Origin of the sequence: Coleofasciculus sp. E2-BRE-01, from assembly GCF_040221695.1 — a bacterium.
Taxonomy (GTDB): domain Bacteria; phylum Cyanobacteriota; class Cyanobacteriia; order Cyanobacteriales; family Coleofasciculaceae; genus Coleofasciculus.
The window spans coordinates 55097-73141 of record NZ_JAVKEA010000059.1 but is presented as its reverse complement, the minus strand read 5'-3'; the positions used below and the strand labels follow the sequence as shown (position 1 = coordinate 73141).

The 18045-nt window shown below is 46.2% G+C and carries 14 protein-coding genes; 10 read left to right on the top strand and 4 right to left on the bottom strand.

What is annotated here, in order from left to right; translation table 11 throughout:
* Positions 1-447: 447 nt before the first annotated feature.
* The 3 genes from RIG66_RS06950 to clpP all read left to right on the top strand — a co-directional run bounded on the left by RIG66_RS06950 (position 448) and on the right by clpP (position 2849).
* Positions 448-1119: a transposase gene (locus RIG66_RS06950; RefSeq protein ID WP_446376658.1), complete on the top strand. Its 672-nt coding sequence runs from the start codon at positions 448-450 to the stop codon at positions 1117-1119.
* 258 nt (positions 1120-1377) lie between these two features.
* Positions 1378-1974: a sporulation/spore germination protein gene (locus RIG66_RS06945; RefSeq protein ID WP_446376487.1), complete on the top strand. Its 597-nt coding sequence runs from the start codon at positions 1378-1380 to the stop codon at positions 1972-1974.
* A 266-nt stretch (positions 1975-2240) separates the two neighbouring features.
* Positions 2241-2849, top strand: a complete 609-nt coding sequence (gene clpP / locus RIG66_RS06940; RefSeq protein WP_006099196.1) for an ATP-dependent Clp endopeptidase proteolytic subunit ClpP — start codon at positions 2241-2243, stop codon at positions 2847-2849.
* A gap of 125 nt (positions 2850-2974) precedes the next feature.
* Here clpP and RIG66_RS06935 read toward each other — a convergent pair whose 3' ends face one another.
* Entirely contained in the window at positions 2975-3862 is an 888-nt protein-coding gene (locus RIG66_RS06935) for a hypothetical protein (RefSeq protein ID WP_446376485.1), read from the bottom strand.
* A 608-nt stretch (positions 3863-4470) separates the two neighbouring features.
* On the opposite strand from RIG66_RS06935, the gene RIG66_RS06930 reads away from it, so the two are divergent.
* The 3 genes from RIG66_RS06930 to RIG66_RS06920 all read left to right on the top strand — a co-directional run bounded on the left by RIG66_RS06930 (position 4471) and on the right by RIG66_RS06920 (position 9989).
* Positions 4471-4632 carry a hypothetical protein gene (locus RIG66_RS06930; protein WP_446376483.1) on the top strand — a complete coding sequence of 54 codons (162 nt, stop codon included), beginning with the start codon at positions 4471-4473 and terminating at the stop codon, positions 4630-4632.
* A 160-nt stretch (positions 4633-4792) separates the two neighbouring features.
* Entirely contained in the window at positions 4793-7069 is a 2277-nt protein-coding gene (locus RIG66_RS06925; RefSeq protein WP_446376481.1) for a ribonuclease R family protein, read from the top strand.
* A gap of 148 nt (positions 7070-7217) precedes the next feature.
* On the top strand, positions 7218-9989 hold the full coding sequence (locus RIG66_RS06920; RefSeq protein WP_446376479.1) for a cation-translocating P-type ATPase: 2772 nt from the start codon (positions 7218-7220) through the stop codon (positions 9987-9989).
* A 94-nt stretch (positions 9990-10083) separates the two neighbouring features.
* On the opposite strand, the gene RIG66_RS06915 is transcribed toward RIG66_RS06920, so the two are convergent.
* On the bottom strand, positions 10084-10833 hold the full coding sequence (locus RIG66_RS06915) for a ZIP family metal transporter (protein WP_446376477.1): 750 nt from the start codon (positions 10831-10833) through the stop codon (positions 10084-10086).
* A gap of 267 nt (positions 10834-11100) precedes the next feature.
* Here RIG66_RS06915 and RIG66_RS06910 point away from each other — a divergent pair, with 267 nt between their 5' ends.
* From RIG66_RS06910 to RIG66_RS06900, 3 genes are all read left to right on the top strand, one after another.
* Positions 11101-11964: a Uma2 family endonuclease gene (locus RIG66_RS06910; protein ID WP_446376475.1), complete on the top strand. Its 864-nt coding sequence runs from the start codon at positions 11101-11103 to the stop codon at positions 11962-11964.
* 515 nt (positions 11965-12479) lie between these two features.
* Positions 12480-13733, top strand: coding sequence for an HhoA/HhoB/HtrA family serine endopeptidase (locus RIG66_RS06905; protein WP_446376473.1), 1254 nt, complete (start codon positions 12480-12482; stop codon positions 13731-13733).
* A complete protein-coding gene (locus RIG66_RS06900; RefSeq protein WP_446376471.1) occupies positions 13726-14691 on the top strand; it encodes a metallophosphoesterase in 966 nt (321 codons plus the stop codon). The genes RIG66_RS06905 and RIG66_RS06900 overlap by 8 nt, the downstream gene beginning before the upstream one ends.
* Positions 14692-14898: 207 nt before the next feature.
* On the opposite strand, the gene RIG66_RS06895 is transcribed toward RIG66_RS06900, so the two are convergent.
* On the bottom strand, positions 14899-15240 hold the full coding sequence (locus tag RIG66_RS06895) for a hypothetical protein (RefSeq protein ID WP_446376469.1): 342 nt from the start codon (positions 15238-15240) through the stop codon (positions 14899-14901).
* A gap of 260 nt (positions 15241-15500) precedes the next feature.
* Between RIG66_RS06895 and RIG66_RS06890 the strand changes: the two genes are divergently transcribed.
* Positions 15501-16247 (top strand): hypothetical protein, encoded by a 747-nt coding sequence (locus RIG66_RS06890; protein WP_446376467.1) that lies wholly within the window; start codon positions 15501-15503, stop codon positions 16245-16247.
* A gap of 333 nt (positions 16248-16580) precedes the next feature.
* On the opposite strand, the gene RIG66_RS06885 is transcribed toward RIG66_RS06890, so the two are convergent.
* Entirely contained in the window at positions 16581-17960 is a 1380-nt protein-coding gene (locus tag RIG66_RS06885) for a carotenoid oxygenase family protein (RefSeq protein WP_446376465.1), read from the bottom strand.
* Between the last annotated feature and the right edge of the window lie 85 nt (positions 17961-18045).

Sequence of the window (18045 nt, the reverse complement as noted above, 5' to 3'; positions counted from 1 at the left end):
ATACTGTCTTGTTAGGTAAATGTGCGCTCGCGTCTTTTGTAGGGGCGGGTTTATATAGGTAAATAGTGAGTCCCATCAGTTTGCTGTCAAACCCGCCCCGCTCCCATCCCAGATGTGACAGATTTATTATATTGGTAGGATATCCTAAATCTTATCCACCCTGAGAACGTGCGATCGCGTCTTTCCCTGTCATCAGGGTAGAGTTATTTTTTCCCCGATTGCGGTGGAGAGGGGGCGGGTTTAAATACGTTATTCCCAAAAACCGCTACGTTGGTTGTCAAACCCGCCCCTACAGGATCTATTCTGTTGGGTAAACGTGCGATCGCGCAACTGATGTGACTTACTATTTACCTATATAAACCCGCCCCAATCCCATCCCAGATGTGACAGATTTATTATATGCGTAGGATATCCTAAATCTTGATCAAACCACCCCTTAGATGGATGATGAAATACAATCCCCAGAAACACCATCGCCGTTCGATTCGGCTCAAGGGATATGATTATACCCAAACAGGTGCTTATTTTATCACTATTTGTACGTGGCAGCGCCAATGTTTATTGGGTGAGATAATCAATGGGGAAATGCAACTGAGTCGCTATGGTGAAGCCGTCAAATTTAATTGGGATATCTTACCCAAACGTTACGACGGTGTTCGATTAGATGCTTTCATCATTATGCCCAATCATGTACATGGGATTATTTTTTTGCACGATTGCGGTGGAGAGGGGGCGGGTTTAGATACGTTATTCCCGACAACCGCTACGTTGGTTGTCAAACCCGCCCCTACAGAATCTATCGCGTCGGGACAATCCAGCCATAAACAATCGAAAATTTACGGATTGCCGGAAATTATTCGCGGGTTTAAAACTTTTTCATCTCGTCGCATTAATCAGCTTCGTTCCCAATCGGGTATCCCTGTATGGCAACGGGGTTATTATGAACATATCATCCGCCACGAAGAATTTTTAACTGCTATTCGTGACTATATCCTAAAAAATCCCTGGGATTGGCATAACGATGATTTGCATCCTGAGAATCTCCATAGCTGGGATGAATCTTGTCCTCTGGTATTTGAATTTCAGGGCAAATCTCACACTCAGGTTATTGTCAGATAAATGTGCGATCGCGTCTTTCCCTGTCATCTGGGTAGGGTTATTTTTTTGCCCGATTGGGGTGGAGAGGAGGGCGGGTTTAGATCGGTTATTCCCGAAAACGGTTAGTTGTTGGTAAAACCCGCCCCTACAGAATTTACTGTGTCAGAATCAAGGTGCGATCGCGTTTTTCCCTGTTGACCAATTTTGCTCCGGATGAGTAGCCAGTTACCTCGAATCCTAAAGGTACAAACATCTACCCGAAGCAATCAGCATTCCACTATGACTCGTATTCACCCCTATTTTATCTCCGCGATCGCAGGATTGATTATTACTGGTGTTGGTGGCTGGGGTTGGCTGGCTGCCAATAGTAAAGGAATTCCTGACAACCCTGTCGAAACAACGTCTTCTCCGTCATCCTCTCCCCCACAAGCAAATCCTGACTCAACCGCCTCACTTATCGCCCAACCGGATTCTTCTGTTATCCCGGAGGTGAATCCAGCCTCGACGCCTCAACCCACTGATGCTGTTGAAACCATAACCCTCAACATTTACCGCACTGATAGCCAATGTGAAACCCTTATTCCTGAACCCGTTGCTGTTGCAGCAGAAACTCCGGTAACGGCGTCTGTGGGAAATGTTGTCGCCCAAGTGAGTTCGGGGGATTTGGATTTAACGGGTTATCGCGTAAATCTCAATAACGGTATCGCTACCATCGATTTGCGCTTGTCTCCAGATTCCCAACGCCAATTTGTCTCCCTTTCAATGTGCGAACAATTGGCATTATTTGGTGGTATCCGCAAAACTTTGTTAGAAAACCCCCGACTCAATATTCAAGATGTTCGCTTTACTGCTAAAGAACAAGACATTATTTTTTAATGGTCATTTGTCATTTGTCATTTGTTGAAGATGACTTGCACTTTAATCGGGGCAGGTTTAGTGATATCAGGGTGAAAACCTAATGTTAATGGTAAAACCAGCCCCTACAACAGCCGTTCCGCCGGAACGTCTCTACAATTTCTTCCCTATCTTCCTCATCTCCCTCATCTCCCTCATCTTCCCATTTCCCCCAACCCCTCCACCCCTCATCTGGCGTCAATCGCTACAATCTAAAAGAATATGAGCATAAGATTACCGTAATTGGCATGATTCCTACAGTTATCGAACAATCGGGTCGCGGTGAACGCGCCTTTGACATCTACTCTCGTCTGTTGCGGGAACGGATCGTTTTTCTGGGACAACAGGTTGATTCAGATTTGGCTAACCTAATCGTGGCTCAACTCTTGTTCCTGGAAGCCGATGACCCCGAAAAAGACATTTATCTCTACATCAACTCCCCAGGCGGTTCTGTAACCGCAGGCATGGGGATTTACGATACCATGAATCAAATCCGTCCCGATGTCTGCACCATCTGTGTGGGTTTGGCGGCGAGTATGGGTGCGTTTCTGCTGAGTGCTGGAGCGAAGGGTAAACGGATGAGCTTACCCCATTCCAGAATTATGATTCACCAGCCCTTAGGCGGCGCTCAAGGACAAGCGAGTGATATTGAAATTCAGGCAAAAGAAATCCTGTATCATAAACAACGGCTGAATCAGCTTCTGGCTGAACATACCGATCAACCCCTAGATCGAATTGCCGAAGATACAGAACGGGACTTCTTTATGTCAGCCGAGGAAGCCAAGGACTACCGCTTAATTGATCAAGTGATTAATCGGCGTCCTTCCGCCGCCCGGACTCCCGCGACGGTGGGCTAGCCAATTTAATATTGGCAATAGTGAAACCCGTCCCTACACATCGGTTTGGGCGGGTTTTGCACAAACGTTATCATCAACAGCAAGACGAAAGTGACTAAACCCGCCCCGACTTTCCTCAAACCTGATTATTCTGGTGTTGGTTCTAATTCGAGATGATGTAAGAAGTCGAGTAACTCTTCATCGGTTAACAACTGACGCGATCGCTTACCATAAGTTTCGACGAGGTAATCTCGTCCCTGTTGATTCGTCCACCCTAGCCGTTTGAGTTCCACATTGGTTCGGGCAATAATTTCGGAAAAGTCAATGGGTGTTTCGGATTTGGGTTGACTCTGGATATCGGGTTCAGCTTCCTTTTGTGCAGGAGGTGGGGGTGGTGTTGATTCTGGCTCTAACGACGATTGAGTGACTCCCACTGGGGTTGGTGTCTCTTCATTAAACAGAGGCGTCTCTGATGCTGATACGTCCTCCGTTAAGGAAGGCGGTTCAACTGTCTCAGGAAGCGTTACTGTCGGTTCAGGGGGTGGACTGGGTTTTGCCTCAGGGGGGGAAGGTGGTTCAACCGTCTCTGGAAGGGGTTCCTTCGGTTCAGGGGGTGGACTGGGTTTTGCCGATATCGGGTGGGTATCGATTGGACTAGGACTTGGAGTATCTTCAACCTCCGGTGTTGATTCTAGACTTTTTGCCGCAAAAGCGGAAGCCGAGTTAGGAATCGACTCAGGGGATGAGGGAACCTTAGCAGCCGCCACTGACGTTTGGGTGTGGCGATGAGGTGGAGATGTTTCGGTGTCCGTAGAACTCTCCCGATCCACCGCTAAAACAGTTATTGCTCGTTGTCTAGCTTGGTCTTCTGCTAGTTCCACCGTTTGAGCCGCAGCTAGACCGGTTGATCGGGTTACGCCATCAATTTCCACGCTGACGCGCACGATATACTGACCGTGATCGATGGCTAACAGATCACTGATCAGGCTCCCTTGAGGATAAGAAACTCGGAATTTATTCAATGTAGGATTCATAAAACTTGACTCAACGCAGTACATGGACAGGGTACATTTCGGACAGTTCGCATAGACAGCGACAGTAGTATTAGTACGGTGAGAGCCTGTCTGGATAAATATGTAACATAATGTTACATTTACCCTTAAGGACAGTCCTGTGGCTTGGGAAACTCGCTAGGACAAGAATGGGAAGCGTAAGCCACCCTTTAATTAACGGGGATTTAGTACAAATTTACCAATTCTTTGCGCCTGTTGCACTTCGGCATCACAACAGAGATTTAACGCCATAAATGCATAACTTTTGAGAGTTGACTTCCAAGGTAGCGGTACGAGAATCTACAATAATGACATAAATGACATACTGTCCCCAGTTGACTGTAACTCACGCATCCTTGCTGCAACGCGATTAAGCGAGCGAAAAGCGGCAATTATCCGTAACAGGTCGTGAGTTAAGGTGTGTCCGTCAAGCTGAAACTGGATAGCTCAAACACTATCCACTTGATCGCGATCGCGTCGGCAAAAGACGGTTTGATTCTGAACAGATCCTCTTCTGTCAGGAACCCCACGGCTATAGGTTCCGGGGGCTTGGAATTTAGCCCTTACCTGACCAGCCTAAGACCTACGAGATGATGACTGCTCCGTCAGATAAGGCGCGATCGCTCTCTAAAAAGAAAATAGCTCTCCTGGTAAGCGATGCCATTACCGTTACCCTAGCGTTCTTAATCGGTAAACTCTTTGACATCAACTCCATGGGATTCTCTGTAGCCCTTCTTTTAAGAGTGATTTGAGCGTCAGTTTCAGTCAACGGACTATCACGGATACAGTTCGCACCGCTACCCATTGACTCTCCAGGTTTGGACTGGTGATGGGAAAGCGTCACTTCTAGGTGAGCGTCTTGCCACTAGGCAAATTCAAGTAAACGCCGGATCAAAGAAAAAGGATTGTTGGATGGAATTTTCAATCGCTACATTACTCTCCAATTTGACCGATGACAAATCAGTCGCCCCCAAAGTTTTAGAGAAGAAACTGGGGTGTCAGGACTCCGAAAGTCTGCAAAAACTCCAGATTGCTCTGGATGTGCTAGAGAAAGTTGGCATTTTGGAAAAAGAACGAGGTCGATATCGACGAGTCTATGAAGAGGATGTGGTCGAAGCCAAACTGCGCTGCTCCAGTAAAGGATTTTGCTTTGCCATTCAAGATGTTGAAGGCGCTGATGATATTTACATTCAAAAGAATCATCTGAGTAGTGCTTGGAATGGCGATCGCGTTTTGGTGAAAGTCACTAAAGAAGGGAGTCGTCGCCGTTCTCCAGAAGGACAGGTACGCTTGATTCTCGAACGAGTTAATCCCTCGGTACTTGCACGAGTCAGACAGGCGGAAGATGGCAGTTATCACGCCGTCCCTCTTGATGACCGCCTGTTATTTGAACTGGATTTACGACCCAATAGCGCCCCCCTAGAAGAGGCGATTGAGCATCTGGTTCATGTGCAAGTTCTGCGCTATCCCCTGGGACAAAACCCACCCCTGGGCAAAGTCGCTCGCATCTTAGGAAGTGATGCCGAAGACGCCGCTGATACTGATATTGTCTGTTGTAAACATGACCTCCGCCGTCAGTTCCCCGATTCCGTACTGCGAGCGGTTGAAGCCTTACCCGATTCCCTCCGCAAAACAGACTTAAAAAATCGCCTGGATCTGCGGAAACGGCTGACGATGACGATTGAAGACAAGTCAGACTCCCCAGATAGCGCCATTGTCGAAAATGCCTTTACCCTAGAAAAAACCAAGACCGGAAATTGGCAGGTGGGCATCCATATCGCCGATGTCGCCCATTGGATACCCCTAGACTCACCCCTGGATAGAGAAGCACGAAAGCGAGGAACGGCTGTGTATTTGGGAGATACGGTTCTCCCCCTGCTCCCGGAAAAACTCTTATCTCAGGTGTCTCTAGTACCCGGTGAAGATCGTTTAACCCTGTCAGTACTGCTGACGTTAACAGAATCTGGACAACTGGTAGAATTTGAAATTCAACCTAGTGTCATCCAGGTGGATCACCAACTCAGTTATGAACAGGCACAGGCGTTGTTGGGCGGACATGAACAGAGCGAACCCGAACTCGCACCGATTGTAGACAAACTCAAAGAACTCTTCTTCAGCTTATCTCCAGCACTCAGAGCCGTGCGACAGCAACGGGGCGCGTTTGAATTGAATGGAACACTGCCCAAAGAAGCCATTGCTCGACCCATTCCCCACAGTAAAGATGAAGGACGCCAAGGGGCGATCATGGTTTCAGGTTCGATGCCCTTGCGATCGCTCTTAGCAGAATTGATGATACTGGCAAATCAAGTGGTAGCGTCCCATTTGCACGCCTTATCCTTGCCAGGGATTTATTGTGTTCATCCAACTCCCGATTTAGAACGACTGGAAGACTTACTCAAGTTAGCCAGCAATTTGGGACTGGATGCCGAGCAATCCTTGGAGGAGGATGTCACGTCCCAAGATTATCAGCGCTTGACCCAACTCTTGGCGAAATCAACGGCGGCTAAAGTTCTAAATCATTTACTTGAGGGAACCTTAAAACCGATCGTGTATGGTTCTAAGCCTGGATTGCACTTTGGTTTAGCCTTGGATACCAGCTATTGCCACGCTATCTCCCCCGTATGGCGCTATGGAGATTTATTTGTTCAACGGGTCTTAGAATACACCTTTAGCGAAGGACGCGATCGCCGTACCACTCGATCGAAAGATCGGGTGAATCTCCACCATAGTAGCGCCCATGGCAACATTAACTGGAATGTTTTACCCCCTGACACTCAACAGGAGTTAGAAAGTCAATTAAGCACCTTGGTTCCCCATCTCAATGACCGGGAAAAACTCACCGAAGATGCGGAGATTGATTTAGAGGGTTTGAAAAAAGCCGAGCAAATGAAAGAACGCACGGGTCATGTCTTCAGTGGTTTAATTACAGGCGTGCAATCCTATGGCTTCTTTGTCGAAATTGAAGATTTGTTGGTGGAAGGATTGGTTCACGTCAGTTCCCTGAAAGATGACTGGTACGAATATCGCTCTCGTCATGCTTGTTTAGTTGGTCGGAAAAACCGCACGGCGTATCGATTGGGCGATCATGTCGAAGTTCAAGTCAAGAGCGTGGATTATTACCGTCAACAAATTGACTTGGTAACCGTTAGTGGTGGTAGTGTGGCAAGTAATGAAGATTTAGAGGATTAAGCAATCCCCTGTGAGATCAGAATCTCAGGCTTCTACGAAGTAAGCCTGAGTAGTTCACATCTTTAGTCATTGGTCATTGGGTATTTTTGAACCGAACAAAAGACAAAGGACTAATGACAAAGAACAACGGACAAAGGACGAATGACCAATGACTACCTGGTACACTCTTAATCTTGTTGATGTTCTCAAACAGCTTAATACCGATGCCGCCATCGGGTTAAGTGAGAACGAGGCTCGTCAACGTCAGGACATCTACGGACTCAATGAGTTAACTGATCGCCCCCTGGAAAGTCCCTGGAAAATTCTCTGGGAGCAGTTTACCGCCACCGTGGTGGTGGTGTTGATTGTGGCGGCGGTGGTTTCGGCGGTATTGGGTGAATATAAGGATGCGATCGCGATTTTCGCAATTGTGGTATTTAATGCCATCCTCGGTTTTCGCCAAGAATACCAAGCTGAACGTGCGATCGCGGCGCTGAAAAAGCTGGCGGTTCCTACGGTGAAAGTGCGTCGCGATGGCATCCTAGAACAACTGTCCGCTCGTGAACTGGTACCAGGGGACATCGTTATCCTAGAATCTGGAAACTTAGTCCCGGCTGACTGTCGGTTGCTCGAAAGTAGCAACCTCCGCACCTCAGAAGCTTCACTCACTGGGGAATCTGAACCCATTGATAAATTTGCCCAACGGATTGCTACGGCTAATCTGCCTTTGGCAGAACGGCAGAATATGGCGTACATGGGTACAGTGATTAGCTATGGGCGGGCTTTAGCCGTCGTCACCGAAACAGGCATGAAGACGGAACTGGGGCAGATTGCCAAAGCGATTCAGGGGATAGAACGGGATGCTACCCCCCTCCAGCAACGGTTAGATCAACTGGGATGGGTATTAGCGATCGCGATTTTAATTCTAGTCCTGGTTATCTTTGGGTTGGGGCTACTCCAGGGGGAATCCGTTCGCTTAATGTTCCTCATGGCGGTTAGTTTAGCAGTAGCCGCGATTCCCGAAGGATTACCCGCCGTTGTCACCATCGCTTTAGCCTTGGGCGCTCAACGGATGCTGAAACAGCGAGCCCTGATTCGGAAATTACCCGCCGTAGAAACCTTGGGTTCAGTCACCACGATTTGTTCAGACAAAACCGGTACCCTCACCCAAAATCGGATGACGGTTACTCGTCTAGACATGATTGGGCATCAAATTGAGTTAACCATGCCAGAACTCGATGAGTTAATGATGCCCTCGGAAAAGGATGAACAGTCGCAACGGTTAAAAAAGGAACCGACAACCGCCTTACTACTCACGGCAGCGACGTTGTGTAATGATGCGATCGCAGAGTTCCATCTGGAGCAATCCAACCCCATTCAGGTTCTCGGTGATCCCACAGAAACCGCTCTGATTGTCGCCGCCACCCGTTTTGGTTTATGGAAAACGGATATAGAACACGCCTTTGAGCGAATCACCGAGGTTCCCTTTGATGCCGAACGAAAGCGGATGACTACGGTTCACGAACTCCCCACCACCACGGATAAACTTCCCGATGAGCTAAGTTGGCTTAAGCCTTGGGAATTACTGTTTAATCATACGCCCTATATTGCCTTTACCAAAGGTGCCGTTGATAGTCTCTTAGAAATTTCTAGCCAGATTTGGCTCAATGATCAGATTACCCCCTTAAACGATAGTTGGTATGAAAAACTTTCTCATGCCAACAACCAACTCGCTGAAAATGGAATCCGTGTCCTCGGTATCGCCGTTCGTCCTATAGAATCTCACCTCCTCGCCACACTTCCCCTAGAACGACATGAAGATATTCTCGAAAAAGACCTAATTTTTATCGGTATGATTGGCATGATCGATCCGCCGCGCCCGGAAGTCAAACAGGCGGTTCTAACCTGTCAAAAAGCTGGAATTCGCCCGATCATGATTACTGGCGATCACCCCTTAACTGCTCGCCATATTGCCTCAGACGTGGGTATTTCTAACAATGGTTTACTGTTAACGGGTCAGGATATGGCAAAACTATCCGCCTCAGAGTTAACCGAAAAAGTTGATCAGGTGTCTGTTTATGCCAGAGTTTCGCCTCAGAACAAATTAGAAATTGTCCAAGCGCTGCAAAACCGGGGACATGTTGTAGCAATGACAGGGGATGGCGTCAACGATGCACCCGCTTTAAAAAAAGCCGAGATTGGCGTAGCCATGGGGTTGACGGGTACAGATGTGGCGAAAGAAGCGGCAGATATGGTGTTGTTGGATGATAACTTTGCCACGATTGTAGCAGCGACTCAAGAAGGACGAGTCATTTACGATAACGTCCGCAAATTTATTAAATATACATTAACCGGGAATTGTGGGGAACTGTGGGTAATTATCTTAGCGCCATTCTTGGGGATGCCTTTACCACTGCTTCCCTTACAAATTCTCTGGATTAATTTATTAGCTGATGGATTATTAGCATTAGCATTAGGCGTCGAACCAGCGGAGCCGAATATCATGTCCCGTCCACCTCATAATCCCCAAGAGAGTGTCTTTAGTCGGGGAGTGGGTCGAGATATTGTTTGGATTGGGTTACTGCTGGGGCTTGTTTTATTAGTAGTCGATTATCACTATTGGTTTACAGGTCAAGCGGCTTGGCAAACAATGGTATTTAGTATATTGGCATTCTCCCGTATCGGTTTAGCTGAAAGCATGAGATCGGAGCGAGAATCCATATTTACTTTAAATTTACTTTCAAATAAGCCCTTATTCGGTGCGGTTATTTTAACCTTTTTATTACAACTGGCGGTAGTGTATGTCCCCTTCTTACAGGATATTTTTAATACGACAGGGTTGTCACTGTATGATTTAGGCATCAGTCTCGCCATGAGTACGATTGTGATTTGGGCAATGGAATTGGATAAAGGGCTACGTCGATATAAAAAATCTAAGTAGATGCTAACAATTAAAGTTAATAGCGAGGATCGTCATTGGTCATACTCGCTTCGCAAATATGACGAAGGACAAATGACAAATGACAAATGACCAACTAAACCAACGTATGAATCAACATCATCAGCAAAAACCCCGACGCAATAATAATTCCTGTTTCCTGGCGACGCCCTCCTTCCAACCCTTCTGGAATTAACTCAGTGAACACCAGAAAACCCATCGCTCCCGCTGCAAATGCTAAAGCATAGGGCAATAGTTGCTGAAAGAACGACACAGCGAGTAAAGCTGGAATAGCCGCGATCGGTTGAGGTAAACTGGAAAAAATTGCCCAAAGAATGCAACGGGAAACAGGCACACCTTCAGCCCGCAAAGGTAGGGCAACTGCTATTCCTTCGGGGATATTTTGGATGCCAATTGCTAGGGCTAATAAAAGACCTAATTGTGAGGAAGTTTTACCCGCACCGTAGCCAACACCTACCGCTACACCTTCAGGGAAACTATGAATAAACAACGTTCCCAGAATTAAAATCACTCGCCGTGCAGAGGCTCCCCGGATTTCTCCAATTTTCGGTTCGCGATCGCCTAGCCAGGATTCGCTGATAATAAAAAAGATAGTACCAATAACTAAACCGATGACCCCCTGTGTATAACCGCCGCGTTGAATCGCCGGGAAAATCAGGTCAAAAACCGATGCGGAAAGCATAACCCCACTGGCAAAAGCATAACCTCGTTCAGACCAATGTGAGGATAGATTGGGAAAAAAGAAAAAGGGTACAGCACCCAAACCTGTCGCCAGCATGGTTAGAGTAGCAGCAAATAGGGTAATTAGGAGGAGTTGGATATCCATCAGTCATTAGTCATTAATCATTTACCCATTGTTATGTATAATTTGATGAACATCCGCTACATTAGTTACCTATGCTGGGTAATCCGTAAATCTTCGGGTCGGGTTTAGCCATTCAGGTAAGTTTGCTACTGATAACTACTCAACAAAACTAGCTCTTATTCAAAGGAAAGAATAAATGCTACGCTAACAGAAACTCTAGAGCATTCTGCCTGCTTGCACTAGACTGACCGAATTATCATAGATCGTAAAGTCTTGAGGCAATACGTCATGCCAATCAAACCATTCAAATACCCAGTCGAGCAAAGTGAACCACCACGTTCTCCCAGAGAAACCCTGCCCACAATGTATGATTTACCTAGCGAAAATCCGGAGGAACCTGGTTTGCCTGACGAATTCCACTACCGCCAACCCCCTTTACTCAGTCTCACCTTTTGTCCTAGTAACTACCCACCCGATGAGGTATTTAGTGCTGGGGATATGAACCTCTACTACGATGTGCGTCACTATTCTTGGTATAAACGACCCGATTGGTTTGGGGTGGTCGGAGTACCAAAACTTTATGATAATCAGGATTTACGATTAAGTTATGTGATGTGGCAAGAATTGGTACGTCCAACGGTGATAGTGGAATTCTTGTCACCGGGAACAGAAAAAGAAGACTTGGGTAGAACCACACGCCTGAGTAGCGAACCGCCGACGAAATGGGAAGTATATGAGCAGATTATCGGCGTTCCTTATTATATTGTATTTGACCGCTATCGCGATCGCTTAAGAGGTTTTGCCCTTACAGGGGGTTTTTACCAAGAGTTGGAGTTAACGGAACCGAGGATTTGGATTCCCCCATTAGAATTAGGTTTAGGGTTGTGGTCAGGAGAATACGAAGGAATTAATCGTGTATGGCTACGTTGGTACGATGCTGAAGGTAATTGGATTTTAACCCCAACTGAACGGGAGGCTGTTGCTCAAGGAGAACTTGAAACTGAGCGACAACGTGCTGAAACTGAACGACAACGTGCTGAATCTGAACGACAACGCGCTGAATCTGAACGACAACGCGCTGAAACCGAACGACAGCGATCGCAGCGTCTTAAAGAATTGTTACTTTCCAACGGTATCGATCCAGATCAGTAGTGATAAGGTACAGTCTCTAAGCAAGATCCCCGACAACTCCTACGAAGTCGGGGATCTGTCTGTGTACCTCACTTACTTGCAAAGCGCTGTAAATCCAACTCTATTCAATTCTTTACAGAAGACGTAGCTTGCTTCTCGCTCCCTTGAGTATGACAAATGACAAATAACTATCCCAGATAACAGATTTATGATGTTGGTAAAATGTCCTGATTAGGCATAATTGTTTGGCACGATTGCGGTGGAGAGGGGGCGGGTTTAGATACGTTAATTCCTACAACCGTTACGTTTTTGGTAAAACCCGCCCCTACAGATTTAATCATCGCCAACTAACATAAGCCAATTTTAATTAATCAGTCAGAAATTAATTCCCAACCGCGATTGAAATCGTCCTGAACGGGGTTAGCTCTAATCTAGAATATAGAACTCTTTAGACAGATGACAAATACAGCGGTGAACCGCTAAATCTTAAACAAGAACTATACTGCTCATTTGCACCATAAGGAGAATAAAACTGCATGAAATCAAAATCCTGCGATCGCAACCCCACTCGTTTTGCTGATGGAACTCAACAACCGGAAAAGCGAACAGCCGATCTTTACAGAGTGCTATCCCTGATTGGCACTGGGATTACCATTTTGGGTGTCGCAGGCTGCTCTAACCCATCCACCGTCTCTTCTGAGCAACAAACCACAGCTCAAGTTGTTGAAGATACCAATGATATCCGCGATCGCGCCCTAGAGCCAACCCCTGAAGATACCAACTTTGTCGTTGATGTGGTGAACAAAGTTGAACCCGCCGTGGTGCGAATTAATACAGAAAAAACCGTAGAAACCCAGAGTCCCGATGCCTTTAATGACCCCTTCTTCCGGCGCTTTTTTGGTGGCGCGGTTCCCCAGCCTCAAGAACGCACCGTGCGCGGTATTGGTTCCGGTTTTGTGATTAGTGATAATGGAGAAATTATTACCAATGCTCACGTTGTTAATAAAGCCGACACAGTGAGGGTATCCTTTCCCGATGGTCGCACATTTGAAGGTGAAGTGTTAGGCGAAGATCCCGTGACTGATATTGCCGTAGTCAAAGTATCCGCCGACGACTTGCCAACCGTGGAACTGGGCAATTCGCAAGGGTTACAAACTGGACAATGGGCGATCGCGATCGGAAATCCTTTAGGGTTACAAGAAACAGTAACCGTCGGGGTAATTAGTGGGATTGACCGTTCCAGTAGCGAAGTTGGTGTTCCCGATAAACGAATTGGCTTCATTCAAACCGACGCAGCAATAAACCCCGGTAATTCTGGCGGACCTTTACTGAATGCGCGAGGTGAAGTAATTGGCGTTAATACTGCCATTATCCAGGGAGCGCAAGGACTCGGTTTTGCCATACCCATTGACATCGCCAAGCAAATTGCCCAACAACTGATTACTAAAGGAAAAGTTGAGCATCCTTACCTCGGTATTCAAATGGTAGCGCTGACGCCAGAAATTAAACAAAAAATCAATAATAATCCCAACAATACGATGCAAATTCAGGCAGACGAAGGAATCCTGATTGTCCGGGTTATGCCGAATTCTCCGGCTGATGAGGCGGGATTAAAAGCGGGTGATGTTATCCAAGAAATTGACAATCAATCTGTAACTGAGGCGGAAACAGTTCAGCAGTTAGTTGAGGCAAATGGCGTCGATAATCCCTTGCCATTAGAAGTGCAACGAAATGGTGAAACCCTAGAATTAACAGTAATACCCCAACCCTTACCAACTGGCGATGAATAAGTTTAGTTTGACGACTTTGAGCAAGTCCAATAAACTTAAATATACGATTCTCGGCTTGTTAACCATTGCGATGGCGTACCTGGTTTGGGGTGTGATCATTGAACCCTACTGGATTGATAAGGAAAAGCAGATTGGTCAAATTCCTGGTTTGCCCCAAAAATGGCAGGGGAAACAGGTTGGACTCATCTCAGATTTTCAGTTTGGACTATGGCTTGATAATACACGCACGATTCGCCGCATTGTTCAAAAACTGATTAATGAACGTCCTGATCTTGTATTAATAACGGGTGATTTTATTTATGAACCCGGTAAAAATCCTGAGGCGGAATTAGATAAAGTTGCTCAACTGGTGCGTCCACTCATCGAAGCGAATATACCAACCTATGCTGTATTGGGTAATCATGATTATGCCCTCCATTCGCAGCACCATCTGAAGAATGAAAAGTTATCTACACAAGTGCGGGAAGCGTTGAAATCTGTGGGTGTAAACGTCTTAAAAAACGAAGCTGTACCATTAGCAACGCCAGGAAATGATAACCCAAGTCTGGACACGACTCAAAACCAGTATCCCCTCTATTTGGTCGGTATTGGTTCTCACAAAGCCAAAGAAGATAAACCGAAAAAGGCATTAACTGAATTACCAGAAGCGGCTCCTAGATTGGTGATGATGCACAATCCTAACTCCTTTGAGGCTTTGCCTGCCAATACTGCGCCTTTAGCCGTTGCCGGACATACCCACGGCGGACAAATTCGCCTCTTACCCTTTGATTTAACACCTGTCTGGTTTTTACTGACTTATGATGAAGAAGATTTGGTGCATGTTGCTGGCTGGGTTGAAGACTTTGGTAAATCAGGAAATCGCCTTTATGTCAACCGAGGGATTGGTTTTAGCAAAGTTCCTATGCGGATTAATGCCCGACCTGAATTAACCTTGTTTACGCTTAAAACAGCCAATTAAGATTGAATTTAGCACCATTTCCGACTATCGGTTTGTGTAACTAATGAATAGCTAAAAAAGGGGAGCTTAATGAAGTGTATGTCACCTTTAAGCTCTAAATGTAATTTATTCTTTTCCTGCTCCCAGACGTAGCATGCTACGTCTCTACATTTCTCCCCTGCTCCCCCACATCACAAAAAGCGAAGTACCTGCTGGTTTACCCCATGCTTATTCTGTTTCTGCAACATCCACATCAAGCTTTTGAAATTCTCCCGCTTTAGGCACATCTGCTTTCATTTTTAGTTCACCTAACCCCCCCACATTCACACTAACTTCTAAGGATACATTTTCCGTGGGAATCTCTTTTTCAATAACCCGCTTGCTAGCAATTTGCATCACATTGACAGCGCGGTCAACAGCCGTCGTTATCGCCTCCTCAGACAACTCTGATGCTTTATCTTGAGTAGCATTAACTACCTGTTCTTTAACCTGTTGTCCTTTTTCTTCCAGCGTATGAGTGACTTGATTCACTACATTTTTTCCTTTTTCTTGAATGTTTTGCAAATCCATACCTATCTCTTTAACTTAGTAAAACTATTGAGCCTAGTATAAGGCTTGTACTTCTGTTCTACCTCATCCTAGAGTTATAGTATCTGTCCGGCTATAATCCAGTGCGCCCTAGTGCATCTCTACATTTTGGCAATATGGACAGCTTATCACTTGTCTTATCTAGGCGCTGAATTGTTGAATACGAATATGCTATGGAACAAGGGGAGTTAAAAAGCGTCTATATTTCCTGAATAGTTACTTAAGATTATTCTAGAATGCCAATGAAATTAAAAGTATCTCAATATATTATCTTTCTGTTTGTCACAATTTTTAGCTACACCATTTCCATGGTTAAATTGCCTCCCAGTATTGGAGAAGTCGAGGCAGAAAGGGTAGAGCAAAAAGAACAAACAAGTCAATCCAACCCAACCCAATTTATAGCTGACTCTATTAAAATTGCCCAAGGTTCGCCACCAACAAGCCTAAACGCATCAACTATTCCTGAATCGGTTGAAATCGTTTCCGATGGCACACAACTGCAATGGGAATGGCAGGGAGACACGTATAACATTAACGTTAATGAGCTAAACGTGCGGCTGATGGATAGTATCGATCCTGAAACCTACAATCCGACTGAAAAAGTGATGAGAGGTCAACGTTTTGTCAGAGATAACATCAGCGTTGACCCAGAAACAGGTAACATTGCGGTTGGCGTAGTTCTCGATTATTTTGCGGCGACGAATTTTAGTGCCGTTTTCATTATCGATCCTCAACCGGGTGCTTACGCCATCTATCGAGTCCAAGTGCCAGGTTCTCAACCTTTACCTGACGAATTTTCTACCTATTCTTTGGACACAATTGGCTATGTAGGGTTCTTAGAGGGGGACTTATTAATTAAGCATGGAGATGCATCAGGTACAACAGCACTATTAGTATTCAAACCAGCTAATACTCCAGCGATGAACTATGCTGGTTGTGTTGATCTCCAGATTGGCGAAAGCCGTAGCGTGTGTCCCCTAAACAAATAGAAACAAATAGAGAGATTGGCGAGGAGGAAGTCACAGCTACACAAATGTATGCGAAGCCTTCCCAAAGGGTAGTCCGCCTGCGCGACTGGCTTATAAAGGGGACTATGAAAGTTGAAAACCCATAACTTTCAAGACATTCACCCTGTAGGGGCGGGTTTAGCCCTTAAAAAGATGGGCTTACCGATAACATTTCAACAAAACCCGCCCTTACCTAAGCTTAAATTGAATGAATTATAGCAACCGCCATAGCTGTTAGGACACATCATTTATGTAGAGACGTTGCATGCAACGTCTCTACAATGGTGCCGAAAGTCCTAATCGATGTGTCTACTGCTATAACTGATCTTGAGTTACCCAAGTCCCATGAAATCCATAAGGAACACGTTGAGGCATCACAACCCGCGCCACAGGTTCAGCCGTCAAGTCTTGAGCATTCAACACCACCAGTTCAGAGGTGTCTGAATTCTCATCATGGACAAACGTGACTAACCAGCCATCATCTTCAGCCGTTCCATTCGGACGTGGCGCAAATACCGCCTCACCGCCATAACGTCCCGCCCCATAGTGGTGAACTTGGGATGTGCCATTGTCAAAATCATATTTAATCACACCCTCAAACAACGGCATCGGATTATCTGCCATCTTTGCTGTGTAACCATAGCGCATTTTGCGTCCGATTAACTGTTCATTAATGCGGGGGAAATCTGAGATACGTTCATCCAGTGGCTTTTCCTGCACTTTGCCTGTGCGAAGATTAAACCGCCACTGATACAGCCGAGCTTCATTCGCCCCAGCTTCACCCCCAGTCTCTTCAGAAGAGGTTAACACCGTCGTCGAATTCATCCGACAGGCAATCAGCACCACCTCATCCCCTTCCTGATAGGCATTCAGCGTATGGAAAACAAAGCAGGACGGACTCTCAAACCAACGGATACTGCTATTATCACCGTGACGGGGAACAATACCAAACCGACTGGGACGTTCGGATTTAAACTGAATCATGGCTTCTCCCTGGGGATTAAACACCATCGGCAAATCCATAAACAGGGTGTAATCTTGGGTAATGGCAAAATCGTGCATCATTACCGGTTCTGGCAAGTCAATTGGCACAGTACGCACCAACTCACCCGATCGCGAAACAATGCTGTATGTTAAGAACGGTGGCTGCATGGGAGAATAGCCAAAAAACATCATTTCGCCCGTGACGGCATCAATTTTGGGATGCGCCGTGAAAGGAGAGGCTAACTTGCCCTCGAACGTATAAGCACCAATCGTTTCTAACTCCGGAAGCTTAATCGCGTAGGGTTCCCCCCCTTCCCACAGCGCCAGAAAATGACCCGCGTGCCAGATAACAGACGTATTAGCAACATTTTTAAACGAGGGTGGGGAATTCTCGTCCTTGGGAGGTTCCATTAACCCTGTCCAGATAGCATGACCCGCTTCTCGCTCTTTCTCAAACCCTGGAGTCCGGACATAGCGATCGCGGTAAGATGCTGTACCATGATTAATCTGCACCCCATGTAACATCCCATCGCCATCAAACCAGTGATAGTGACCGATAGGGGGAAACTGAGGATTCGGACCATTGCGGACAAACATCCCGGATAAGTCGGCAGGAAGTTCACCAATGACGGTTAGTTCATCTGCGGTGATTTCGTCCTGTACTGGGGCAAAATTCCCCGCTAAAAAAGGATTGACGGCTGTTGTACTCATCCTGTTCACGTTGTTACCTACAATTGAGGGAAAAATTTTCCACTATCCTCCATTGTGTCTTGCCAATCGAAACTTAAGAGGGCTG